Source organism: Paracoccus marcusii, assembly GCF_006151785.1.
GTDB lineage: Bacteria > Pseudomonadota > Alphaproteobacteria > Rhodobacterales > Rhodobacteraceae > Paracoccus > Paracoccus marcusii.
Map to the genome: position 1 here is coordinate 1 of NZ_VDDD01000031.1, position 24022 is coordinate 24022.

Consider the following 24022-nt stretch of genomic DNA (forward strand, 5'->3'; position numbering starts at 1 on the left):
CGCACCTGCCGGCCCTGTGGCGTGCCATGTCCGTGGCGGACCGCGCCCGCTTCCTGCGCCACGCCGCCCCCTGGTGGGAGGTGCACCGCCACCGCCTGCCCCCGGAAAGCGCGGCCATCCTGCATCGCGCGCTGGACAGCGGCCAGATGCGGCAGCTGGCGGGCCGCTTCGACGGGGCCAGCCGGGACGGCGCGATCCTGCGCGCGCATTGGCGCCCGCGCGGGGCCGATCGTATCCTGACGCTGGATGCGTCGCGGATCGTCGACTGCCGCGGCATTCGCCGCGACCCGCGGGCCAACGCGACGCCGCTGGTCGCCGACCTGCTGGCCACCGGCCGCGCCCGTATCGATCCCGTGCGGATCGGTCTGGATGTCGCGGCCGACTGCGCCCTGATCGGCGCCGACGGCCGCCCGGCCCCCCGCATCCGCGTCATCGGCCCGGCATCGCGCGCCGCCTTCTGGGAGATCACCGCCATCCCCGACATCCGCGGCCAGGCCCAAACGCTGGCCGTTGCGCTGATCCGCGACGTGGCCCCGCACCGGCAAGCGGCCACAGCGGCACCCTGAAACCGACGGCAGGGCCCGTCGCCCTGCGGCATGGACTGCTCAGGGGGGAGGCCCTCCTATCGGACATCTCGTTTGTGGGTCTGCAAGGGCGAACCTGTCGGCAGGTGACTGGCCGTTTTGCCCGGCATGGACAAAGACAGATCGTGGTGCCGTACGGCCAAGTCACGACAGACAAAGCCACAAGCATGCTTGGCTTGAGGAAGCGTCCGAACCGCCAGTTGTCCGTGCTCCACGATAGACGGGGAAAAACGGCCTCGATCGCGCAGCGTACCAGATGACGGTGCAGCCAAAGGCATTGTGTACCGCGAAGACAGCACCGAACCTTCCAACAAACAGCGCAAAGACCGCCGGTGGACCGCAATCGCAGTCGCAGCACCTCAGAACATTGATGCGCAGGGGGCGGTCAATGAGGTCGAGGGTTGCAGGCCACCGGCGCGTGCCGTCGTCGACCATGCCTCATGCCGTGGGACATCGCCGCAAGACATGCACAATCATGACGCCCGCGATCCTGCCTAGGTCCGTGCCCCGTCTGTCGCCAGGCGCGTCAGCACGTCCAGCATCGCATTCTCCGGCCCGACCTGCCGGCGCGTCAGGCCGACTGCGCCGGTCAGGAACCCTGCATCGGTCGGCCACTGGATCAGCGCGCCCCGGTCCAGCTCGTCCCCGACCACGCCTTGCGAGATGAACCACAGCGCGTCCGATGCCGCCAGGATGCCCCGACCCACCGCCAGGGCCGCGGTCTCGAACGCGGGATGCAGCCCGGCCAGGTTGCGGGCCTGCAGGTAATCGTCGACCGCCCGGCGGATCAGCGCGTCCTGTGGCGGCAGGATCACCGGACAGGCCGACAGGACGTCACGCACCGGCTGCCCCCAGCACGGATGCCCGGCGCGGGACACCAGCGCGATCTGATCCTCGTAGAGGTGATCGAAGCGCAGGCCCGCCATGTCGGCGGCGGCCGGCATGCGCCCGATCATCAGGTCGATCCCGCCCTCGCGCAGCAGGCGGATCAGATGCGGATGCGGCCCCGTCTCGACCGACAGGGTCACATGCGGATGCATCTCGCGAAAGCGCAGCGCCACGCGCGGGAACAGCCGCGTGGCCGCCGTGGGCAGGATGCCCACCCGCAACCTGTCCGTCCCCGCGACCGGATGCAGCGCGGCGACCCCGCTTTCCAGCATCTGCAGCGCAGCGGCGGCATGGGTGCGCAGCAGCGTGCCCGCATCGGTCAGAACCAGCCGCCGCCGCTCGCGCCGGAACAGCGGCACCTGCAGCAGGGCCTCCAGCTCGGCCAGGGTGCGGCTCAGCGCGGGCTGGGTGATGCCCTGCGCCCGCGCCGCCGCGGTCAGGCTGCCGCGGGCCGCGATGTCCAGAAAGACCCGCAGATGCCGCAGCTTGATGCCGGGATGCATAATCATATGGGCATCCTTTGCTGCCGATTTTGCATTATCGGCGATCCTGCCCCCATGTTACGTTATGGACAGGAGGAGTATCCATGCAAATCTTGTCCCGCCCCTATGGCGCGCTGCACTATCGGCTGGACGGGCCGACGGGCGCGCCGGTGGTGCTGATGGCCAATTCGCTTGGCACGGATCTGCGCCTGTGGGAGGCGGTCCTGCCGCTGCTGCCGCAGGGGCTGCGCTATCTGCGCTATGACAAGCAGGGGCACGGGCTGTCGGATCTGGGCGTCGCAGACCGCATCGCCGACCACGCCGCCGACGCAGCCGCGCTGATCGAGGCCGTGGCCCCCAGCCCGGTGGTCGTGCTGGGCCTGTCCATCGGCGGACTGATCGCGCAGCGCCTGGCGGCCGACCGGCCCGATCTGGTCCGCGCGCTGATCCTGTCCAACACCGCCGCGCGTCTTGGCACGCCCGACAGCTGGCAGACCCGGATCGACGCGGTGGAACGGGACGGCATGGCCAGCATCGCGGACGCGGTAATGGAACGCTGGTTCGCGCCGGCCTTCCGCGCGACGCCCGCGCTGGCACCTTGGCGCAACATGCTGGCCCGTACGCCCGCCGCGGGCTATGTCGCCGCCTGCCGGGCGCTGGCCGGGGCCGATCAACGGCAGGCCAGCGCCGCACTGCGCCTGCCCACGATGGTGATCGCGGGCGAGGCCGACGGCGCATCGCCCCCCGACGTGGTGCGCGCCACCGCCGACCTGATCCCCGGCGCGACCTTCCACCTGATCCCCGGCGCGGGCCACCTGCCCTGCGTCGAGACGCCCGACGCCCACGCCGCGCTGATGACCCCCTTTCTGGAAAGGCATGCCGCATGACCGAATTGTCAGACACCGGCCTTGCCACCCGCATACGCGTGCTGGGACCGGCCCATGTCGCCCGCGCGCAGGCTGCGCAGACGCCCTTCGATGCGCCGTTCCAGGCGCTGATCACCGATGCGGCCTGGGGCCATGTCTGGTCGCGCGGCACGATTCCGCTGCGCGAGCGGTCGATGATGACCATCGCCCTGCTGGCGGGCCTCGGCAATGACGGCGAACTGGCCCTGCATCTGCGGTCCATCCCGAACACCGGCACCAGCCGCGACGACGTGATGGAGGCGCTGCTGCACGTCGCCATCTATGCCGGCGTCCCGCGCGCCAATCACGCCATCGCCCTGGCCCGCCGCATCTTTGCCGAGGCCGACGCCCAAGGAGGACAGGCATGACGCTCTATCAACGCGACCGCACCTGGCATCCGCCCGCGCTGGCCCCCGACTACAAGACCTCGGTCGCGCGGTCGCCGCGACAGGCAATGCTGTCGATCGAGGGCACCGTGTCCGAACTGACCGGCCCCCGCTTCGGTCATGGCGCCATCACCCCGCTGGATGGCGATTTGATCGCGAACTATGCCAAGGACGGCGATCCGGTGGGCGAACGCATCATCGTCCACGGACGCGTCCTGGACGAGAACGGCCGCCCCGTCCCCCGTACCCTGGTCGAGATCTGGCAGGCCAATGCCGGCGGCCGATACCGCCACAAGAAGGACGGCTACCTGGCGCCGATCGACCCGAATTTCGGCGGCTGCGGGCGGGTTCTGACCGACGATCAAGGCCATTACGCCTTTCGGACCATCAAGCCCGGCGCCTATCCGTGGCGCAACTGGGTCAACAACTGGCGGCCCGCGCATATCCACCTGTCGGTCTTCGGCACGGCCTTTGCGCAGCGCCTGATCACCCAGATGTATTTCGAGGGCGACCCGTTGATCGCGCATTGCCCGATCGTGCAGGCGATCCCCGATCCCCGCGCCATCGACGCGCTGATCGCCCCGCTGGACCTGAACCAGGCGGTGCCGCTGGACTGTCTGGCCTATCGGTTCGACATCGTGCTGCGCGGGCGGCGATCGACCGTCTTCGAGAACCGGCCGGAGGGAAACTGACATGCCGCAGCCGCTGAACTACCTCAAGGAGACCCCGTCCCAGACCGCCGGACCCTATGTCCATATCGGGCTGGCCCCGCGGGCGGCAGGATTCGACATCTATGACACCGAACTGGGCTTTGACGCCATGCCCGACGACGTGCCCGGCCCGCGCATCCGCGTCACCGGCTGCGTCTTCGACGGCATGGGCGCACCGGTCCGGGACGTGCTGATCGAGGTCTGGCAGGCCGACGCGGCCGGGCTGTACCCCGATCAACCGGGGGCCGCCGCGGGGTTCCGGCACTGGGCGCGCGTGGTGCCCGATTTCGACACCGGGCAGTTCACGCTGGACACCGTCCTGCCCGGCGCCGTGCCGGGGCCGCGGGGCCACATGCAGGCGCCGCACCTGTCGCTGTGGCTGGTCGCGCGGGGCATCAACACCGGACTGCAGACGCGGATGTATTTCGCCGATCAGGACAACGCCGCCGACCCGGTGCTGTCCCTGATCGAACAGCCGCATCGCCGCGACACCCTGATCGCCCGTGGCGCCGACGGCCACTATCACTTCGACATTCACCTGCAAGGTGACAAGGAAACGGTATTTCTCGATGTCTGACCCCTGCATCATCTGCGTGGCCATCACCGGCAGCCTTCCGACCAAGGCCGACAACCCGGCCGTTCCCGTGACCATCGCCGAACAGGTCGAATCGACCCACGAGGCCTTCGAGGCGGGCGCCGCCATCGTTCACGCCCATGTCCGCGACGACGAGGGCAAGCCCACTAGCGACCCCGACCGCTTTGCCCGCCTGCTGGAGGGGGTTCGCCGGCATTGCCCCGGCATGATCGTGCAACTGTCCACCGGCGGGCGGTCGGGCGCGGGCCGCGACCGGGGCGGCATGCTGCCGCTGCGACCGGACATGGCCAGCCTGTCGGTCGGGTCGAACAACTTCCCGACCCGCGTCTATGAAAACAGCCCCGACCTGGTGGACTGGCTGGCGTCGCAGATGGCCACCCACGGCGTCATGCCCGAAATCGAGGCCTTTGACCTGTCCCACATCCTGCAGGCCCAGGCGATGTGGCAGGACGGGCGGCTGACCACCCGGCCCTATGTGCAGTTCGTGATGGGCGTCAAGAATGCCATGCCGGTCGACCGCAACGTGTTCGACTACTACATCGCCACGGTCCGGCGGCTGTTCGGCACGAATGCGCCCTGGTGCGCGGCGGGGATCGGCCCGAACCAGATCGTCCTGAACGAATGGGCCGTGGCATCGGGCGGTCACGCCCGCACGGGCCTGGAGGACAACGTGCGCCTGGACCGCACGCGCCTGGCACCGTCCAACGCGGCGCTGGTGCGGCGGGTGGTGGACCTGTGCGACCGCTATCGCCGTCCGGTGGCGACATGGCAGCAGGCCCGCGCGATTTTGAACCTGCCAGAGGCCGTTTCATGACACAGGTCCATGTCACGACGGGGCGTAAGTCGCCCCTGCCACCGCCGACCTACGGCCCGCACCGGCAGGCGGTGCGCAGCCCCGCCACGGTCGGTCCATGACCGCGACCGGTAACCCCCTCTATGCCATGCTGTTCGGCGACCCGGACACCCAGGCGCTGTTCACGGCCGAGGCCGAACTGGACGCGATGATCCGGGTCGAAGTCGCGCTGGCCCAGGTTCAGGCGCAGCTTGGGGTCATCCCCCCAAACGCCGGTCCGGCCATCGCCGTGGCCAGCCGTGGCCTGCTGATCGATCCGGCATCCCTGGCCCAGGCCACCGCCCGCAACGGCGTCCCCGTCCCCGCCCTGGTCCAGGAGATGCGGCGGCAGATGGCCGGCGATCCTGCGGCCGCGCATCTGCACTGGGGCGCCACCAGCCAGGACATCATGGACAGCGCGCTGGCTCTGCGCCTGCGCCCCATGCTGGACCTGTGGGGCGCCCGCCTGGATGCCGTTCTGACCCAGCTGGCCGCGCTGGCCGATCGGCACGCCACCCTGCCCATGGCCGCCCGGACCTATGGCCAGACGGCGACACCCACCAGCTTTGGCGCGGTCGCGGCCGGCTGGGGATGGCCGCTGCTGGATCACGCGCAGGATCTCGCGCGGGTTCGCGACGCGGTGCTGCGCGTTTCGTTGTCCGGGGCGGCGGGCACGCTGTCGGCGATGGGGCCGCAGGGCCCGACCGTGCGGGCGGGCCTTGCGCAGGCGCTGGACCTGTCGGATCCCGGCCATGGTTGGCATTCCGACCGTTCAGGGCTGGGTCGGCTGGCGGATTGGGCTGCGGCGGTGGCCGTCGCCCTGGCCAAGCTGGCCGAGGACCTGCTGCTGATGACGCAGTCGGGCCTGGCCCTGGTGCGGATCGAGGGCGGAGGGGCATCCTCGACCATGCCGCAAAAGCAGAACCCGGTCGGCCCGTCGGCGCTGGCGGCACTGGCGCGGCAGGTGATCGGGCTGGCATCGGTTTTCGGGGCGGCGGGGGTGCATCGCCAGAACCGCGACGGTGCAGCGTGGTTCACCGAATGGCTGACCCTGCCGCAGATCTGCGTCAGCCTGGGCGCAATGCTGCGGCTGACGCAGGATGTCCTGGACCGGTTGACCCCTGACCCCCAGGCAATGGAGCGCGACCTTGGTGGCGGGTCCGGCACCATCCATGCCGAGGCGCTGACATTCGCGGTCCTGGCCGAACTGGGCCTGGACCGGGCCTCTGTCGCAGGCAGGGTCGGTCGGCTTTGCGCAACCGCCCTGGCGGAGGGCCGCGACCTGCTGGACCTGGCCCAGAAGGAATGGCCAGACCGGGACTGGGCCGCGCTGGTCCGCGCCAACGGTCTCGGCCTGGCCCCGCAGGAGGCCCGCACCTTTGCCGACCGTCAGCGGACCCGTATGCCCTAGGCGTCGGTCTGTCGGTCTGGCGGCAAGGTGAACAGCAGGCGCACGACCGGCGGTCGTCGCAAGGCCCGCCGTGGCTGGCGTTTCCGACGCGACCCCGTCGCGGCGGGCGCCCTTCCCTGTTGAGATGGTCATGCGTCATGCCATACCGGAACAAACCCCGGCTGCCAGAGGTCATGCCGGGGTTCGGCAGCCGGCGCCCTAAACCGACCTGCGCGCTGCTAACGTCCCCGTCATCGCGTCGCTATGGCGAGCGTCCGACTTACGATCAGTGAGGGGGCTGCACGCAGCTGACCATGCCCCGATGAGGGGACGGAAACGCCCCTAGCAATGGCTCAGGCGACGCGCATGCTCTACCGTGCCTAGACCGTCCGCCCTGTGCCGCGGCTGTCAGCCCCCCATCGCCCGGGCTGCGGATGCTGCGACACCGTGCGTCAGGCAATATTTCACGGCCCTGAAAACATTCCGCCCGCTGCGCGTTACCTGCCCTGAACGACCATGACCAATCACACCCGGAAAGCGGAAACGATGAACCAGAACACGCTCTTTCAGCCCTATGACCTTGGCCCCCTGCGCCTGGCGAACCGCATCGTCATGGCACCGCTGACCCGCAACCGCGCCGCGGAGGGTCTGGTGCCCGGACCCCATGCGGCCGAATATTACGCGCAGCGCGCGACCGCGGGGCTGATCATCGCCGAGGCGACGCAGATCTCGGCGCAAGCGCAGGGCTATCAGGACACGCCCGGCGTCTATACGCCCGAACAGATCGCCGGATGGCGCAAGGTCACCGATGCGGTCCATGCCAAGGGCGGGCGCATCTTCCTGCAGCTGTGGCATGTGGGTCGGGTGTCGCATGTCGACGTGCAGCCGGGCGGCGCGGCCCCCGTGGCCCCCTCGGCGATCGCGGCAGAAACCAAGACCTTCGTGAACGGCGGATTTGTCGAGACCTCGACCCCGCGCGCCCTGCGCCTGGACGAGATCCCGGGCATCGTCGACGATTTCCGCCAGGCTGCGGCCAACGCCATCGAGGCGGGCTTCGACGGGGTCGAGATCCATGGGGCCAACGGTTATCTGCTGGACCAGTTCGCCAAGGACGGCGCGAACAAGCGCACCGACGCCTATGGCGGCTCGGTCGAGAACCGCGCCCGGCTGATGCTGGAGGTGGCCCAAGCCGTCGTGGCGGAGATCGGCGCGGACCGCACGGGCATCCGCCTGTCTCCGGTCTCTCCGGCCGGCGGGGTGTCCTGCAGCGATCCGCAGCCGCAGTTCGAGCACATTGTGGACGGGGTGGAGGCGCTTGGCCTAGTCTACATCCACGTCGTCGAGGGCGCGACCGGCGGCCCGCGCGACGTGGCGTCGTTCGATTTCGACAGCCTGCGCCAGCGGTTCTCGCGCACCTATATCGCCAATAACGGCTATGACCTGGACCTGGCGACGAAGCGCCTGGAGGAGGGCAAGGCGGACCTGTTCGCCTTTGGCCGCCCCTACATCGCGAACCCCGACCTGGTCGCGCGGATGAGGGCCGGCGCCCCCCTGGCCAAGCCCGACGAGTCCACGATGTATGGCGGCGGTGCCGAAGGCTATGTGGACTATCCCCCGATGGATGCGACGGCCGATCAGGCCTGAGTCCCCTCCGCGGCGCCCCATGACAGGGCGTCGCGTCGCACCCGATGGACCGGCCCGATACATGGGCTGGCCCCTGTCACGCGACGCAGTTCATCAGGTGGCGGGACAGCAGGATGCTACCGTAGTCACTTCGTAACATTCCCCTATCTAAGATGACTTGGCGCAATCACGGCGGTGAGCATGCCCCATCAGTCGGCCTCCACCGACCATAGATAGTCGGCACAGCTTTAGCCGGTGGTCAAATCCGGCTGACACCGTAATAAGGCGTCCGGGCCAGCACGGCCGCTGATCCCACGGCCCATCGAAGGCCCGGTGTCGCAGCTGTCATGACCTGAGGGACGGCCCCGGCCATTCGATGACAGGCTTTTTGGAAGACGCCCGGCGATCGACGATGCAGTTCGGCGCATCCAAGCTCTCGACTGCACGCTTCCTGCAAGCCTCGCGTGGCACGGCTGTCCTGCAACGACGGGGCGGATGACGAGTCAGACGGTTTGGCTTAGGATCGGGTTTTTTGGGCAGGCGCTGTTCAGCGCGCGTTTCGTCATCCAGTGGCTGACCAGCGAAAGGATGCGACGCAGTGTCGTCCCGCATCGGTTCTTGTGGGTCTCGCTGGCGGGCGGGGTCACCCTCTTTGCCTATGCGTCGTGGCGTGGTGACCCGGTCTTTGTGCCGGGCCAGGGGCTGGGGCTGTTCGTCTATCTGCGCAACCTGATGCTGATCCGTAGGCATCGCCGGACGGCCGCAGCATAAGGATGCGTCCCGTCCTGTCCGCCACGCTACTGTTCGCGCTGACCGCGCTGACGCTAATCCTGCTGCGCTTGCTGAGGCCCGCTATGTCGCCGCCGCGTGGAAGATGCATGTCGGCGGATCACCCTGGGTCCTGCACCTGAACGGGGCGATCTACGGGCACCAGCCGCCGCTGCTGTTCTGGCTGATGCTGTTCTGGCTGATCAACCTGGTCTGGGCGGTCGTGGGCGTCGATGCCTTCGCGGCCCGACTGGTCGGGCCGGCCTTCGCGACGGCCTGCGTGGCGATGACCGGGCTGCTGGCCTTGCGGCTGCGGCCGGACAGGCCTGCGCGCGGCGGGGCCGCGGCGCTGATCCTGGCGGTGTCGCCGGTCTGGCTGCTGTTCGGATCGACGACCATGTCCGACGCGATGCAGACCGCGGCCACGCCGCTGGCGATGCTGGCGCTGTGGTCGGCGGTCCGCAGGCCGTGACGCGGGGCCTGGGTTGCCCTGGGGATGGCCGTGGCCTTGGGCGTCTATGCCAAGGGGCCGGTGATTCTGATCCACCTGCTGCCCGTGGCGCTGTCGATGCCGCTGCGGGCGGAGGCGGAGCGTCCGTCGGCGCGGCAATGGGCGGGCGGGCTGGCGCTGGCCGTCGCGCTGGTGGCGGTCGGCCTGTGGCTGGTGCCCGCGCTGATCCTGGGCGGCCGGAGTACCGCATCGAGGTCCTGTGGCGGCAAAGCGGCGGGCGCATGGTGGCATCCTTTGCCCATCGCAAACCCTGGTGGTTCTATGCCGCCCTGTTGCCCGCGATGATCTGGCCGTTCGGCTGGACCGGGGCGGGGCTTGGTGCGCTGCGGCCAAGGCAACTTTGGGCCGATCCCGGCACGCGGCTGGCGGCGGTCTGGGCCATGGGGGCGTTCCTGCGGTTGCGGCTGCGGGCGCGGGTCACGGCGCTGGCCGCGCTGCTGCTGGCGCTGGCGCTGATGATCGGGCTGCATCTCGGGCTGAGCCCGCTGCTGTCCGCGTGCTATGACATGACCGATCTGGGCCGGGCCGTGACGCCCCATGATGCCGCAGGCATCGCCGTCACCGACGGCACCTATCACGTGCAGCTGAACTTTTCCGGACGCCTGCTGAACCCGGTCGCCCGCCTGTCCGACGACGCCGTTGCGGGGTGGCTGCGCGACCATCCGGGCGGCGTGCTTCTGGACCAGACGGACCGGCCCGTCCCCGGCATGACCCCCGTCCTGCGGCTGCCGTTCCGCGACAAGACCTATACCCTTCACCGCTCACAGAAGGTCGCGCCATGACGCCCGACATTTCCGTCGTCCTGCCCGCCCGCGACGAGGCCGGCAACATCACCTCCCTGCTGACCGGCATCGCCGCCACTCTGCGGGACCACGCGCACGAGATTATCGTTATCGACGACGCCTCGCGCGATGGAACGCGGGCCGAACTGGCCGCGCTGCAGACGCGGCTGCCGCAGCTGCGGGTGATCTGCCACGACCGGTCCTGCGGGCAGTCCGCCGCGATCCGCAGCGGGGTCTGGGCCGCGCGCGGGGCGCTGATCGTGACGCTGGATGCGGACGGTCAGAACCCGCCCGACAACATTCCTGCCCTGCTGGAGTCATTTGCCGGGGGCGGCATTGCGCTGGGCCTGGTCCAGGGCCAGCGGGTGGACCGCCGCGACCGCCCGTCCCGGCGGCTGGCCTCGGCCGCGGCGAACGGCATCCGCAACGCACTGCTGCGCGACGGCGTGCGCGACAGCGGCTGCGGGCTGCACGCGCGACCTGGCCCGGTCCGGAGCCACCGACCTAAGGGGCGCAGCATGAGCCTCCTGATCACCGGCTCTGCAGTGTCCATCGGCATCACGGCCATCCAAGGCCCTCTGCGATGCCCATGCCATTCCCCTGAACGTGCTTGGCGGAGAGGTCCGCATCACTACCGGCCGTTAGATACAAGAGCGCGGCTAGCCCGCGGGGTAGGAATGAGTGGTGGTGATGCTAGACAGGGGCTGCGCTGCTGGACGCTGAGTTGTTGGTAGAAACCGGGCCGCGGATTGTGTGCGTTGAGAGAGCGGCGCGCGGCGCATGGCTGGATCATGGACTTCTTTCTTCTAGCCCGGAACGGCACGTGCCAGGTGGTCACCGAGGGCGCACTGCGTAGATACAGGGCGTACACCGACAACGCACGGTCGCTTAGGCATCGTTAACGGCCGGGAGGCAGCTTGGCGGGCATCCATACCGCGAAGACAATGTGCCTGTCGCCAAGGCAGAAGGAACCCGGCGCGCGGACTACCACTATTTGGCCGACGCGATGCGGATGCTGGAATGGGACCTGCACAGCACCGTCATGGCGCGGATGCGCATCCCCGACGAATGGCACCGCATCGCGCAGGAAAAGGGCACGGCGCCCAAGATGCGCGTCACGCTGCGGCTGGATGCGGGTGTGGTGGCGTTCTTTCGATCCATGGGGCCGGACTGGCAGGTGCGGGTCAACCGGCTGATGGCGGCCTGGATGCATGCGCGGCTGGCGGGGCTGATCGAGGGGGCCGAGACGATGGATTACCTCAAGCGCCGCGAGGCCGAGGGTCTGGACGGCCCCCGCCCCGAATTCGGCGACCTGCAGCGCGCCGAGGACGCGGCCTGGGCCGAGATGGGCGAGACGCCGCTGCCCCCGGGCGGGCCGGGGGTGCCGATGGAGGGGCCTCGGCGGATGAGTGCGGCGGGGAAGCGGGCGTTACTGGAGGAGATGAAGGGGCGGAGGGGGTTGTGAAACGGTAAGCCCTCGATTTACGCCCTACATTAGAAATCCAAGTTGTTCTTGCGTGACGTTGACGCTGGTGGTCAATACGATGAGGCTGCGCAAAATTAAAAAGGCAAAGATAGATCGTCATGGATAAAGTGCGAAAATTTGCTTTAAAGGATGTTTTGATCGATGGCAGGAGTCTTGGCGCTGCGGTAGTCCCGTTATTCAAGGAAAGATCTGGGCGACTTACCTTTCATATCGGGGCAATTTTCCCTGATGGAAATCCCGACAGCCACGACGATCTCCTTAAAAGCAAGATAGAACTAGTTGGACCTGACGGACGAAGATTTGAGGTGCTTGCAAGTAAACTCGCACACTCCTTCCACGGAGATCAAAATTCAGTTATAGTTGTCCCTAAGAGAAGGCCGATTAGCCTTATTTACGCAAAACAATTCACCTCAGGTTCGGCGATCATTGCTAGCCCTCCCGAGATGATTATAAAAAACATCGACCTTACGGAATGCAGTGGAAACTGTTTCTCAGTACAATTTGATAAAGATAGTGGAGGGACATTCCTTCGCATTCGCACCGATCATCCTGGTGATTCTGAGCGCCTGCTTGAACACTATTTAGAGTTCCATGAGTTTATATCATTCGCCAAAGGTCAGTTTTGTGGCCTTGGCAACATCGAAGCGTACGACGCCACAAACGGACTTGCCGCAGAAATAATAGGATTCACTCGATACGACGAAAATAAGGTTCAGACAACGTGGTTTGACGAAGGGATCTAGGAGCATCTGCCTGAGATTTTTTTGAAGTTTAGTTTCGCCCGTAGATCTGACCTTCATCGGCGCGCTCTTCGACAAACATTGGAGTTCTATCGGGCATCGAATGCCTCTCGCGATATCTCAATTGAGATGTCAGTTATCGCAGCCCATAGCGCATTAGAAGCGATTGTGAACTATATACTCGAGCATGAAGCTGGCTGTTCCAGAGCATTACTTAGCGAGAGGGCCAATATATTTAGTGACAAAGCCAGAGCCGCATTTAAATTTATGCGGTTAACTAACGACCTCATGGAACACAGCGCCGAGCTAAAGCTTTTGTCGAAAAGCCGACAGAATATGGATGGATTCCAAATCATTAGCTTTTTTAGAAACAAAATAGTGCATCAAGATCTAAATTTCAGCCCTAACGGCGTCCAGTTGCACAAATGCTGGCTGCTAATTCAATGGCTAGTAGAGGCGCTTACGCTAACCTCTATTGGCTACTACGGTAAAATAGTTGATAGAAGAATTTACCAAGGCTGGCGAGGATCAACTTGCCTATTAGGCTGATCCCCGCATGCATGACGTAAAGCTTTCAAAATTTAAGCCTGCAGCGATCTCACCCCGACTTCCCCTTCCTCCCGCGACTTGATCGCGGCCACGGCGGCGATGCTGCCTGCGGCCGTGGTGAAGTAGGGGATCTTGTCGTAGAGGGCGACGGCGCGGATGTCGCGGCTGTCGGCGATGGCCTGGACGCCTTCCGTCGTGTTCAGGACCATCGCGATTTCGTCGTTCTTGAGGCGATCGACGATGTTCGGACGGCCTTCATAGACCTTGTTCACGCGGGTGGACGCCACGCCCTGCGCATCCAGGAAATCGGCGGTGCCCGAGGTCGCGACCAGATCGAAGCCCATCGTCACCAGGTCGCGGGCGGCCTGCGCCAAGGCGGGCGTCTTGTCGGCGTCCTTGACGGACAGGAAGACGCGGCCGGTGGTCGGCAGGTCGGTGCCCGCGCCCATCTGCGCCTTGAGGAAGGCGCGCGCGAAGTTGCGGTCCCAGCCCATGACCTCTCCGGTCGAGCGCATTTCCGGGCCCAAGAGCGTGTCGACGCCGGGGAAGCGGGCGAAGGGCAGCACGGCCTCCTTGACCGAGAACCACGGCGTGATCGGGTCGGCCAGCGTCATCGGGTCGGCAAAGGGCAGGTCGGTTTCCGGGCCAACACCTTCGGGATAGGGGGCGCGCGCGGGGAAGTTCGACATCGGCTCGCCCGCCATCAGCCGCGCGGCGATCGAGGCAATGGCGCTGTCCGTGGCCTTGGCGACGAAGGGCACGGTGCGGCTGGCGCGCGGATTGACCTCCAGCACGAAGATCTCTCCGTCCTTCAGGGCGAACTGTACGTTCATCAGGCCCTTGACCTTAAGCGCACGGGCCATGGCCGTGGTCTGGACCTTGAGTTCCGCAACGGTCGCCGCATCCAGCGTGTGGGGCGGCAGCGAACAGGCACTGTCGCCCGAATGGACGCCGGCCTCCTCGATATGCTCCATGATGCCCGCGACGTGGACGGTCTCGCCGTCGCACAGGGCATCGACGTCGACCTCGATCGCGCCGGACAGATAGCTGTCCAGCAGGACCGGACTTTTCCCGCTGACGGTCACGGCCTCGGTGATGTAGCGGCGCAGGTGGTCCATGTCGCGCACGATCTCCATCGCGCGGCCGCCCAGGACATAGGACGGGCGGATGACCAGGGGAAAGCCGATACGCTCGGCGATCTCAATGGCTTGGGCGTCGCTGCTGGCGATGCCGTTGATCGGTTGCTTGAGGCCCAGATCCTGCAGCAGGCGCTGGAACCGCTCGCGGTCCTCGGCCAGGTCGATGGCGTCGGGGGTCGTGCCCAGGATCGGGATACCCTCGTCCTGCAGCGCATTGGCCAGCTTCAGCGGCGTCTGGCCGCCGAACTGGACGATGACGCCGTGCAGGGTACCGTTCTGCTGTTCGGTATGCAGGATCTCCAGCACGTGTTCGAAGGTCAGCGGTTCAAAATACAGCCGGTCCGAGGTGTCGTAATCGGTGCTGACCGTCTCGGGGTTGCAGTTGATCATGATCGTCTCGTAGCCCGCCTTGGTCAGCGCATAGCAGGCGTGGCAGCAGCAATAGTCGAACTCGATCCCCTGGCCGATGCGGTTCGGACCGCCGCCCAGGATGACGACCTTCTTGGCGTCGGTGGGGCGGGATTCGCATTCCACGTCGCCCATCGCGGGCGCCTCGTAGGTGGAATACATGTAGGGGGTCTGGGCCTCGAACTCGGCCGCGCAGGTGTCGATGCGCTTGAACACCGGGCGGATGTCCAGGTTGCGCCGGGCGCGGCGCGCCGTGGTCTCGTCGGTCTTGGTCAGGTGGGCCAGGCGGGCATCGGTAAAGCCCATCATCTTGATGCGGCGCATCCCGTCGGCATCGGTCGGCAGGCCGTTCTCGCGGATCTGATGCTCGACATCGATAATCTCGCGGATGCGGGCTAGGAACCACGGATCAAAGCTGGTGACGCGGTGGATCTCGTCATCCGACAGGCCGAACCGCATCGCCTCGGCGATGACGCGGATGCGGTCGGGGGTGGCCTTGGACAGGGCGGCGATGACGGCGGGCTTGCCCTGCTCGGACGCGCCCTCGATGGCGATCTCGTCCAGGCCGGTCAGGCCGTTCTCCATCGAGGCCAGCGCCTTCTGCAGCGATTCGTGGAAGCTGCGGCCGATCGCCATGACCTCGCCCACGGACTTCATCGCGGTGGTCAGGTCGGGCTTGCTGCCCGGAAACTTCTCGAACGCAAAGCGCGGGATCTTGGTCACGACATAATCGATGCTGGGCTCGAAGCTGGCGGGCGTGACGCGGGTGATGTCGTTGTCCAGCTCGTCCAGCGTGTATCCCACCGCCAGCTTCGCGGCGATCTTGGCGATCGGGAAGCCGGTGGCCTTGGAGGCCAGCGCGGACGACCGCGACACGCGGGGGTTCATCTCGATCACGACCATGCGGCCGTCGGCGGGGTTCACCGCCCATTGCACGTTGGAACCGCCGGTCTCGACGCCGATCTCGCGCAGGACCGCGATGCTGGCCGTGCGCATGATCTGGTATTCGCGGTCGGTCAGGGTCAGGGCCGGGGCGACGGTCATGCTGTCACCGGTATGCACGCCCATCGGGTCGATGTTCTCGATCGCGCAGACGATGATGGCGTTGTCGTTGCGATCCCGCACGACCTCCATCTCGTATTCCTTCCAGCCCAGCAGGCTTTCGTCGATCAGAACCTGCGCCATGGGCGAGGCGTCCAGGCCCGACCGGACGATGCGTTCGTAATCGTCGCGGTTATAGGCCACGCCGCCGCCGGTGCCGCCCAGGGTAAAGGCCGGGCGGATGATCGCGGGCAGGCCGATCTCCTCCAGCGCGTCCATCGCCTGGCTGACGCCGGCATTGATGTCGTATTTGCCCGATGCCAGCCTGGGGGCGGCGATGATCGTGGCCTTGGGATTCTCCAGGCCGATGCGGTCCATCGCCTCGCGGAACAGCTTGCGGTCCTCGGCCATCTCGATGGCGCTGCGCTGCGCGCCGATCAGCTCGACCCCATAGCGGTTCAGCGCGCCGCTGTCGGCCAGGGCCAGCGCGGTATTCAGCCCGGTCTGACCGCCCATCGTCGGCAGCAAGGCGTCGGGGCGTTCCTTGGCGATGATCTTTTCGACGATCTCGGGGGTGATCGGCTCGATATAGGTCGCATCGGCCATTTCCGGGTCGGTCATGATCGTCGCAGGGTTCGAGTTCACCAGGATGACCCGGTAACCTTCCTCGCGCAGCGCCTTGCAGGCTTGGGCCCCGGAATAGTCGAACTCGCAGGCCTGCCCGATGACGATGGGCCCTGCCCCGATGATCAGGATCGACTTGATATCGGTACGTTTCGGCATGGTTCTGGCCCCCGGGCTGGTCGTGCATCGATCGCGGCAAATCGTCCGGGGTTATAGCCAGCCACGCCTTGGGCGCAAGGTGCGGCGGGCCGCTGGCGCGTGGAAATCAGGCTTTGCCCGCCGCCAGGGTGACGCAGGGTCAGAAGTTCTGCAACAGGGTCAGCGCCGCGCTGTAGCGATTGGCCGTCGGCGACGTGGTCAGCTGCGATCGCGCCATGAAGGTCTGGATCAGCTTCTCCACGTTCTCGGGCTTGGAAATGTCCTTGAAGCTGGAACTGCCCAGCAGCCTCTCCGAAGCCTTGGTGTATTCCTCCAGCTGGCGGTCGATCGGCAGTCGGGCATAGTTGTCGCCGAACCCGAATGCACCCTGAAAGACCTTGCGCAGCGGGGCGTTGCCGATGACCTCGAACCACAGGGTCCGGTCGGTCGAGGTGCGGCCTGTCAGCTCCTGCACCTCGCGCCGGGCATTCAGGCTAAGACGCAGGTTGTCGTCGCTTTCACCGATGCGCCGTTCGAATTCACGCTGCACAAAGGCGGTGCTGATGGTGTCGGCCAGATCCTTGGCGGGCTTCGTCGACCCAAAGCCCATCGCCTCGTTCATGCGCAGATAGCGCTTGTCGGCCAGACGGTTGACCAGCGACGACTTGTCCGCGGGATCGCTTTCCAGGACTTTTTGGATGAAAGCCTTGTTGGGCAGGTCCGCCTCCAGCCCGAAGGCCGAAAGCGTCGTGCTCAAAAGGCGGTAATCCTTGACCAACTCCTCGGCCTTGGTGGCGGCCGCGATGTTGTCACGGAAGTAGGTCGTGCTGCGCTGGACCACAGGGTCGCGGGCGACGGATTCGATCTGCCGGGCCTCGGTTCGCTGGACGATCTTCCAGCCCAGCAGGCCCGTGGCGCCGACAGAGATGGTCATGATACCCTCACGTCCGGGCGGCGGCGAACAGCCGCGCCTCTCGGGGCAGCAGGTCGCGCAGCTTGCGCAGCGCCTGATAGGCATTCGCATCGACCGCGGCGGCACTGGCCTCGGCCAACAGCAGGCGGCTGTCGCGATCGTCAAACACCTGGCTCAGCTGTTCGATGGCGATCAGCAACTGCCGGCGGCCCTCGGACGGTTCGGCATCGCCGGACAGGATCATCTGCGCGACATACATCGCGCGTGACACCGGCGTCTGGGCGCTGTCGGGGTGGATCGCGTCGCGCAGGCGCAGGACGTTCACATTGGGCGTCTTGATCGCGATCTTGGTGCGACGGTCGCCGTTCTCGATCACCGCGCCGTTGATCAGCACACGCTCGTTCGGTGCCAGCTTGAGGACAAGGCCGCTCATGGTGCGCCCTCTCCGCGCAGACCGCGCATGACGGTCATGTTGATGTCGATCAGCGGATCGGTCTGGGCGCTGCCCGCCATCACGGCCTGACCGTGGCGGATGGCAAATCCCGCCAACGAAATCAGGCCGGCCTTGACCTGATCGGGCAGCCCGTTGCCGGGATCGGCAAGGTCGGTTGCCAGGATCGTCCACAGTTCGGAATTCTTGTGCACCGCCTGGATGGTATCGGTGTTGTCGGCCTTTCGCGGGGCCTGCCGCAGCATGCGCGTGACGCGCGAGAAGATGTCGTATTCCGCATCGCGCGGAGAGCGGATGGCGGATGTCCTGTAGCCATGGTCGGTCAGTGGCGTTACCGCGTTCAAGATCGTGCTTCCCATTCTGGAGTGTGATCAGGGGCTGAATGATATTCAGAGGGTGACGGGCGCCCTTGGGGCGCCCGCCGGTCTTATCAGCGGAACAGCGACATGACGGCCGACGGCCCCTGGTTGGCGATCGACAGCGCCTGGATGCCCAGCTGCTGCTGCGTCTGCAGGGCCTGAAGGCGAGCCGACGACTCCTCCATGTCGGCGTCGACCAGCGAGCCGATGCCGGTTTTCAGCGAGTCCGACAGCTTGCCCACGAAGCTGGACTGGTCAGAGATCCGCTTGCCGGCCGAACCCAGATCGGCGGCACCCTGAACAGCGACGTCGATCAGGGCCTCGATCTCGCCGATCGCGGTTTCGGCCGAGGCACGGTCGGTGACCGCGGTCAGACCGGCGACATCCAGGCCTGCCTCGAAGTCGACCGAGTCGACCTCGATGTTGGCAGCACCGGTGGCCACGGTGCCGTTGGTGCGGTCCAGCGAACCCAGAACCGTAAAGGCGGTGTTGGTGCCGGTCGGGTTCGTCTTCAGCAGGTTGACGCCGTTCAGCTGCGTCCCCTCGATGATCGCGGTGATCTGCTCGACCTTCTTCGCCATATCCGTCTGGATCTTGCCGAAGTCAGCAGCGTCGTTGGCACCGCCGATCGCCAGGTTCTTCATCTCCTTCAGCAGATCGGTGATCTGCTCGGCGCCAGCGCGGGCGGTTCCCACCACGGCGTCGGCTACGTTCAGGTTCGACTGGATCGTCTTGAATGCCGACTGGTCGGTTTCCATGACTTTCGAGATCGCCCAGACGGCAGCGTTGTCCTTGGCGTTCGCGACGGTCTTGCCGGTCGCGATGTCGGACTGGGTTTTACCCAGCTGCGAGTTGATGCTCTTCAGGGTCTGCAGCGCGACCATGGCGCTGTTGTTGGTCAGAATGCTGGACATGGTGTCCTCCAATATAAGGTGCTTTGCACCCAGGTTGCATCTTGTGGCCTTCTGACCTGTCGGGCGGTTGCCCTTGCCATTTCCCTGGCATGTCCCCGGTTTAGCGGCCGGTTATTGACAACTAGTGAATATCGGCCCTCCTCTCAAACAAACCTTCCGACGCATTTTATCAAAACCTTTGCGGTGCATTCGCGCGGGTTTCATTCACGTGGCGCTGACCCAAGGAATCATAGGTCTGCAGGCTGCGCGCGGCCTGGACGATGGCGCGCACCTGTTCGGCCGCCTGCTGCGCGCCCTTGAGCGAGGCCTGTGCCAGCGCGCGCAGGTCGGCCAAGGCGGGCTCCAGCAGATCACGGGTGGGGGTGTCGATGCCCCTGCGCGCGGCGATGCGGGTCAGTTCGTCCAATCCTGCCAGCGCGGCCTGTGCATTTCCGGCCATCAGCGCGCCGCGGATCTGGGCCACCTGGCGGGTTAGGGCGCGGCTCATGCGCGGCCCTCCAGCATGGCGGCAAACCCAAGGTCCAGGCGTTCCGCCAGCAGCCCCGCATGTTCGCGCGTCAGGAAGCTGGAGAACTGCTCCTCTCCGGCGCCGCCGGAAAAGGCGCCTTCGGACGGGCCGGGGCCGCAATATTTCAGCATCTCCTCAAGAAATGCCTGTTCAAGTTGATTCGCGACGGCCACGGGCGAGGGCTTTTGAGCCGCCGTGGGAATAATCGGTTCGATCTGCATTCTGTCCCCGCTGCATATGACGATGGGATTCAAAATATCGGGGCGTCGTAAATAATTGGTAAGGAATAAGGACTAATCAGGAAAAAACCCAAAGAGGCTTTTTCATGGCTGACATCCAGATCATATCGCCCATGCCCGCACGCGCCGATGCCTTCGTCGATGCGGCGACGCCTGTTCCCGTGACGGGCGAATCGGGTTTCGATGTCTGGTCGGCAGGCGCGATGGTACCAGCCGCCCCGGCGACCGCAGTGCCGACACCACCGAAGGACCCGCTTGCGGCATGGCTGCAGCAGCAGATGGGCTTCAGCGGAGAGTTCAGCGCACCGCCCGGTACCGATCCCGCGATCGAGGCGCTGGCCGCAGGCCTTCCGCCGCTGCCAGCGCCCGAGATTGACGAATCAGCCGACATTCAGGGCGGCGATCCTTTGGCCAGCCTGCTGCCCGTGGACGCAGGGACATCCGATGCGAGCCTGATCAGCGATGCGGTTCCAACGGTACCGCAGTCGACCGACCCGACGACCCCTGCTGAGACTGATGCCCCGGACGCGCCGGCCGTGCAGACCGCAGTCGCGCCGACCAAGACCCCCATCGTGGATGCAGGCGTCACACAGCAGGCCGCCAACCCGGCCACCACCCTGCCTGGGGCAACCGCCGCACAGGTGGCCCCGATCCATGGCAGCGGCCAGCCTGTCACACCGGCGCGCCTAGGCCGTCCGATCCCAGCGACCGAGAGTGTCGCGGCCCCACGCCCCGTCGATGGCGGCCCGATCGACGCCGCCCCGCCCCCGATCGACCGGGCGGCACCGGACCGTCCGGCGCCAACGGTGGCCCGCGACCCCGTCATTGCCGCTCGGTCCGAGATCGCCTTGCCCGCAGGCCTTGCCGAGACCTTGGCCGAACTGCCCTTCGGCACCGATTCGCACACCCCCGCCGCCGCACGGCCCACCGCCGCTGCCGGGTCCGGCTGGCAGGCTGCGTCGCACGATCCGCGCCCCGTGCTGCAGCAGGTCACCGACGCGCTGGTCAGCACCCGTGGCGACCGGACCGAGATCGCCCTGTCCCCCGAGGAGCTGGGCCGCATCCGCCTGGTCATGTCGGGCACCGATCGCGGCCAGATCACCATCTGGGCCGAGCGCCCCGAGACGCTGGACCTGGTGCGCCGCAACGCGGACCTGCTGACGCAGCAGCTGGCCGATGCGGGCGTGTCCGCGGGCAGTCTGGATTTCCGCCGCGACGACCGCAGCGACAGCCAGCCTGCGCAGGGCCGTGCCAGCGATGACGACGACATTCCCCTTTCGGCCGCCCCCTTGCGGGTCCGCATGTCGCCCACCGCGTTGAGCGACCGCCGCCTGGACATCAGATTATAGGAGCATTTCATGGTTGACGCGATCACCAGCCCGACAGTGACCATTCCCGCGGCCACCCCCTCTGCGGCAGGCGCGGGCGGGTTCGCAGGCGCCGGCGCGGGAGGGGACTTCCAGACGTTCCTGACCATGCTGACCGCGCAGCTGCAGAACCAGGACCCGCTGAACCCCATGGAAAGCACAGACTTTGCGATCCAGCTGGCGACGTTCGCCGGGGTCGAACAGGCGGCGCTGAGCAACAAGTTCCTGGAGCAGATGGCCGGGCAGGCCGGTGGTGCGGGCATCGCGGGCTGGATCGGCAAGGAGGGGCGGACCACCGCCCCGGTCTGGTTCGGCGACGACGCCATCACCCTGGACGTGGTGCCCCATTCCCTGGCCGACAGTGTGCAACTGGTCACCCGCGACGCGCAGGGTCGCGAGGTCACGCGCGAGGAGATCGGCCCCGGAGAGGGCCAGATCGACTGGCTGGGCCGCAGCGCCGACGACACCAAGCTGCCTGACGGGCTGTACAGCTTTACGTTGGAGAGCCGGCGCGGCGGCGAGATGATCCTGGAGAGCAAGGTCGGCGCCTATGCCCGCATCGTCGAGGCGCAGTTCGACGCCAGCGGCGGGCGGGTCGTGTTCGAAGGCGGCGCCTCTGCCCCGGCGGGAGAGGTCACGGCCCTGCGCGACGCCGGCTGACGGATCAGCGTTAAGAGGTGGTGTCGGTGGATTAGGGGAACGGCCCGCCATCGCGGCGGGCCGTTCGTATTTGTCTGGACGACGGCCGCACGACAACACGACTCGGAACCGGCAAGATCAGCCGCGCCCCTCCAGACGCGGCAGGAAGCTGCCGCCAAGACCCGCGATGGCCGCGCGGATGCGTTCGGTGGCCGGGCTGGGCGCGCGGTCGGCGCGGTGCAGCAGGTACCAGCTGCGCTGGATGGGCAGGCCGATGGCCTGCAGCGCGACCAGACGGCCGGTGCGCAGTTCCTCGGTGCAGGTATGCTGAGAGATTAGCGCGATGCCCAGGCCCGCGATCACCGCCTGCTTGATCGTCTCGTTCGTGCCCATCTCGGTCGCGCGCCAGGGCGTGCCTTCGCCGATGCGGTCCAGAAAGCGGGTCATCAGGATGCGGGTGCCGGACCCCTCCTCGCGCGACAGGAAGGTCTGGGACAGCAGGTCCATCGGCATGACCGGGTCCTGGGCCACCAGCGGATGGTCGGGTGCCGCGATGATGATGTGCGGATGCGGCCCGATGGGGGCGGCGATCACGGCGGGTTCGCGCGGCGGGCGGCCCATGATCGCCAGGTCCAGCTCATCCGCGGCCAGCGCGGCCAGGATCGCGTCGCGGTTGCCGATCCGCAGCGTCACCTCGATCCGCGGCAGGGCGCGTTGCAGCGTGGCGACCAGGAACGGCGCGAAATACTTGCCGGTGGACACCACCCCCAGGACCACGTTGCCGCTGTGCCCCTGGGCCAGGGACGCGACCTCGCGCCCGGCGCGGGCCAGTGCGGTGGCGATCTGGGCCTCTGCCATCAGCACGGCACGCCCCTGCGCGGTGGCGCGAAACGCCCCGTGCTCGGCGCGCTGCAGCAACGGCGCCCCAGCCAGATCTTCCAGCGATTTCAGCTGACTGTGAATGGCGGGCGGGCTGAGGCCCAGCTGCGCCGCGGCCAGGGTCAGGCTGCCGCTGTCGGCGACCGCGCGCAGGGCGCGCAATTGGCGCAGGGTGACGGCATCATGGCGCATATTAAGAATTCCTGAATGCGTCTTTCGCCTTATTAAATTTTCCGAAACGCGGTCGCCTGTCAATGTCCCCTGGCAGCACTCGTGCCGGGGAGGGGACGATGACCGAAGCGACCATCGACACGGACCTGATCCCGGCCGATCTGCACGCCTGCCTGGATGATCTGGCGCGCCACCTGGCCACGGGGGCTGCGCTGCGGGGCAAGGGGCTGCGCTGGATCAGCCGGGCGGATCAGGCCACGCCCGAAGGGGGCGATCCGCGGGGCGCGCTGGCCCTGGCCATCGCGCATTCGCCGCCCGACCAGCCTGATGCCAATGCCCCCACGGGCACCCTGTTCGCGATCTTCGACGCGGCGGCCACGGCCGAGGACAGCTTTCTGCGCCCCGCGCGGCAGATGCGGGCGGCGGGATACGTGATGCACGGACCGCGCTGCCTGATGGTGCTGACCTGCGGCGACGGCGTGCAGGTGCAGGCGCTGGACGGGTGGGCCTTCGCCATCGAACGGGCGCGGGCCAACCTGCCCGACGCCGTGCGCGACCTGGCCATCGACATGTCGCAGTACCGCCACTGGCCGCGCCCCGTGCGGGCCTATGTCGACGACTGCCTGGCCGGCGTTCAGGGCCCGCGCGGACGGACCATCGACCTGCGCTGGACCCCGTCGCTGGTGGCCGAGGCGCATCGGATCCTGATGCGCGGGGGAATCTACCTGGCGCCCGCCGATGCGCGGTCGGGGCATGCGCGGGGCAGCCTGTCGATGCTGCACCAGGCGGCGCCCATCGCGTTCCTGATCGAACAGGCAGGGGGACGGGCAACGGACGGCGCGCTGCCGATCCTGGACGCGGTGATCACCGGGTTCGACAGCCGCACGCCGCTGGTCTTCGGCTGCGTCGACAAGGTCGACCGCGTCGCCGCCTATCACGATCTGCCCGAGGCCGAGGTCTCGGCCCTGTTCGGCCATCGCGGCCTGTTCCGCACCTGAGGA

The 24022-nt window shown here is 67.0% G+C and carries 27 protein-coding genes; 18 read left to right on the plus strand and 9 right to left on the minus strand.

Annotated features, from left to right (window positions below; translation table 11 throughout):
* The coding region (locus FHD68_RS18955; RefSeq protein ID WP_482811967.1) for an FAD/NAD(P)-binding protein at positions 1-566 on the plus strand (566 nt) is incomplete at its 5' end.
* A 512-nt stretch (positions 567-1078) separates the two neighbouring features.
* On the opposite strand, the gene FHD68_RS06955 is transcribed toward FHD68_RS18955, so the two are convergent.
* Positions 1079-1981, minus strand: coding sequence for a LysR substrate-binding domain-containing protein (locus FHD68_RS06955; RefSeq protein WP_127897614.1), 903 nt, complete (start codon positions 1979-1981; stop codon positions 1079-1081).
* A gap of 77 nt (positions 1982-2058) precedes the next feature.
* On the opposite strand from FHD68_RS06955, the gene pcaD reads away from it, so the two are divergent.
* The 14 genes from pcaD (at position 2059) to FHD68_RS07025 (ending at position 12685) form a co-directional block, all read left to right on the plus strand.
* The gene (gene pcaD / locus FHD68_RS06960) at positions 2059-2841 is read left to right on the plus strand and encodes a 3-oxoadipate enol-lactonase (protein WP_127897613.1); all 783 of its coding nucleotides are present in this window, start codon (positions 2059-2061) and stop codon (positions 2839-2841) included.
* Entirely contained in the window at positions 2838-3227 is a 390-nt protein-coding gene (gene pcaC, locus FHD68_RS06965; RefSeq protein WP_127897612.1) for a 4-carboxymuconolactone decarboxylase, read from the plus strand. Before pcaD ends, pcaC begins: the two co-directional genes overlap by 4 nt.
* Complete coding sequence (pcaH, locus tag FHD68_RS06970; protein ID WP_127897611.1) at positions 3224-3937, plus strand: protocatechuate 3,4-dioxygenase subunit beta; 714 nt, start codon at positions 3224-3226, stop codon at positions 3935-3937. Before pcaC ends, pcaH begins: the two co-directional genes overlap by 4 nt.
* A 1-nt stretch (position 3938) precedes the next feature.
* Positions 3939-4532 (plus strand): protocatechuate 3,4-dioxygenase subunit alpha, encoded by a 594-nt coding sequence (gene pcaG, locus FHD68_RS06975; protein WP_127897610.1) that lies wholly within the window; start codon positions 3939-3941, stop codon positions 4530-4532.
* The gene (locus FHD68_RS06980) at positions 4525-5364 is read left to right on the plus strand and encodes a 3-oxoadipate:acetyl-CoA acetyltransferase (protein ID WP_127897609.1); all 840 of its coding nucleotides are present in this window, start codon (positions 4525-4527) and stop codon (positions 5362-5364) included. Before pcaG ends, FHD68_RS06980 begins: the two co-directional genes overlap by 8 nt.
* Before the next feature lie 97 nt (positions 5365-5461).
* Entirely contained in the window at positions 5462-6793 is a 1332-nt protein-coding gene (locus FHD68_RS06985) for a lyase family protein (RefSeq protein ID WP_127897608.1), read from the plus strand.
* A gap of 495 nt (positions 6794-7288) precedes the next feature.
* Positions 7289-8416, plus strand: coding sequence for an alkene reductase (locus FHD68_RS06990; protein ID WP_280115164.1), 1128 nt, complete (start codon positions 7289-7291; stop codon positions 8414-8416).
* Positions 8417-8890: 474 nt separating this feature from the next.
* The gene (locus FHD68_RS06995) at positions 8891-9166 is read left to right on the plus strand and encodes a lipid-A-disaccharide synthase N-terminal domain-containing protein (RefSeq protein WP_127897606.1); all 276 of its coding nucleotides are present in this window, start codon (positions 8891-8893) and stop codon (positions 9164-9166) included.
* Positions 9167-9269: 103 nt separating this feature from the next.
* The gene (locus tag FHD68_RS07000; protein WP_052714898.1) at positions 9270-9635 is read left to right on the plus strand and encodes an ArnT family glycosyltransferase; all 366 of its coding nucleotides are present in this window, start codon (positions 9270-9272) and stop codon (positions 9633-9635) included.
* 24 nt (positions 9636-9659) lie between these two features.
* A complete protein-coding gene (locus FHD68_RS07005; protein WP_127897605.1) occupies positions 9660-9959 on the plus strand; it encodes a hypothetical protein in 300 nt (99 codons plus the stop codon).
* Complete coding sequence (locus FHD68_RS07010; protein WP_127897604.1) at positions 9956-10456, plus strand: hypothetical protein; 501 nt, start codon at positions 9956-9958, stop codon at positions 10454-10456. The genes FHD68_RS07005 and FHD68_RS07010 overlap by 4 nt, the downstream gene beginning before the upstream one ends.
* Positions 10453-11190, plus strand: a complete 738-nt coding sequence (locus FHD68_RS07015) for a glycosyltransferase family 2 protein (RefSeq protein ID WP_127897603.1) — start codon at positions 10453-10455, stop codon at positions 11188-11190. The genes FHD68_RS07010 and FHD68_RS07015 overlap by 4 nt, the downstream gene beginning before the upstream one ends.
* A 260-nt stretch (positions 11191-11450) precedes the next feature.
* The gene (locus FHD68_RS07020; RefSeq protein WP_127897602.1) at positions 11451-11921 is read left to right on the plus strand and encodes a BrnA antitoxin family protein; all 471 of its coding nucleotides are present in this window, start codon (positions 11451-11453) and stop codon (positions 11919-11921) included.
* Between the two features lie 119 nt (positions 11922-12040).
* Positions 12041-12685: a hypothetical protein gene (locus FHD68_RS07025; RefSeq protein ID WP_127897601.1), complete on the plus strand. Its 645-nt coding sequence runs from the start codon at positions 12041-12043 to the stop codon at positions 12683-12685.
* Positions 12686-13263: 578 nt separating this feature from the next.
* Here the strand turns inward: FHD68_RS07025 and carB are convergent.
* From carB to FHD68_RS07060, 7 genes are all read right to left on the minus strand, one after another.
* Positions 13264-16602 (minus strand): carbamoyl-phosphate synthase large subunit, encoded by a 3339-nt coding sequence (gene carB / locus FHD68_RS07030; RefSeq protein ID WP_127897600.1) that lies wholly within the window; start codon positions 16600-16602, stop codon positions 13264-13266.
* Between the two features lie 139 nt (positions 16603-16741).
* Positions 16742-17515: a DUF1217 domain-containing protein gene (locus FHD68_RS07035; RefSeq protein ID WP_164871380.1), complete on the minus strand. Its 774-nt coding sequence runs from the start codon at positions 17513-17515 to the stop codon at positions 16742-16744.
* A 7-nt stretch (positions 17516-17522) separates the two neighbouring features.
* Complete coding sequence (gene flbT, locus FHD68_RS07040) at positions 17523-17927, minus strand: flagellar biosynthesis repressor FlbT (protein ID WP_045982339.1); 405 nt, start codon at positions 17925-17927, stop codon at positions 17523-17525.
* Positions 17924-18304: a flagellar biosynthesis regulator FlaF gene (gene flaF, locus FHD68_RS07045; RefSeq protein ID WP_045982338.1), complete on the minus strand. Its 381-nt coding sequence runs from the start codon at positions 18302-18304 to the stop codon at positions 17924-17926. Before flaF ends, flbT begins: the two co-directional genes overlap by 4 nt.
* 71 nt (positions 18305-18375) lie before the next feature.
* The gene (locus FHD68_RS07050; RefSeq protein WP_045982357.1) at positions 18376-19218 is read right to left on the minus strand and encodes a flagellin N-terminal helical domain-containing protein; all 843 of its coding nucleotides are present in this window, start codon (positions 19216-19218) and stop codon (positions 18376-18378) included.
* A 169-nt stretch (positions 19219-19387) separates the two neighbouring features.
* Positions 19388-19705, minus strand: a complete 318-nt coding sequence (locus FHD68_RS07055; protein ID WP_127897598.1) for a hypothetical protein — start codon at positions 19703-19705, stop codon at positions 19388-19390.
* Positions 19702-19947 carry a rod-binding protein gene (locus FHD68_RS07060; protein WP_045982336.1) on the minus strand — a complete coding sequence of 82 codons (246 nt, stop codon included), beginning with the start codon at positions 19945-19947 and terminating at the stop codon, positions 19702-19704. Before FHD68_RS07060 ends, FHD68_RS07055 begins: the two co-directional genes overlap by 4 nt.
* Positions 19948-20051: 104 nt before the next feature.
* On the opposite strand from FHD68_RS07060, the gene fliK reads away from it, so the two are divergent.
* Together fliK and FHD68_RS07070 are read left to right on the plus strand one after the other, a co-directional pair.
* Positions 20052-21314: a flagellar hook-length control protein FliK gene (fliK, locus tag FHD68_RS07065; RefSeq protein WP_127897597.1), complete on the plus strand. Its 1263-nt coding sequence runs from the start codon at positions 20052-20054 to the stop codon at positions 21312-21314.
* 9 nt (positions 21315-21323) lie between these two features.
* The gene (locus FHD68_RS07070) at positions 21324-21992 is read left to right on the plus strand and encodes a flagellar hook capping FlgD N-terminal domain-containing protein (RefSeq protein WP_045982334.1); all 669 of its coding nucleotides are present in this window, start codon (positions 21324-21326) and stop codon (positions 21990-21992) included.
* A gap of 117 nt (positions 21993-22109) precedes the next feature.
* Here the strand turns inward: FHD68_RS07070 and cbbR are convergent, their stop codons facing one another.
* Entirely contained in the window at positions 22110-23042 is a 933-nt protein-coding gene (gene cbbR, locus FHD68_RS07075) for a LysR family regulator CbbR (RefSeq protein ID WP_127897596.1), read from the minus strand.
* 98 nt (positions 23043-23140) lie between these two features.
* Between cbbR and FHD68_RS07080 the strand changes: the two genes are divergently transcribed.
* Positions 23141-24019 (plus strand): FIG domain-containing protein, encoded by an 879-nt coding sequence (locus FHD68_RS07080; protein WP_127897595.1) that lies wholly within the window; start codon positions 23141-23143, stop codon positions 24017-24019.
* Positions 24020-24022 lie beyond the last annotated feature (3 nt).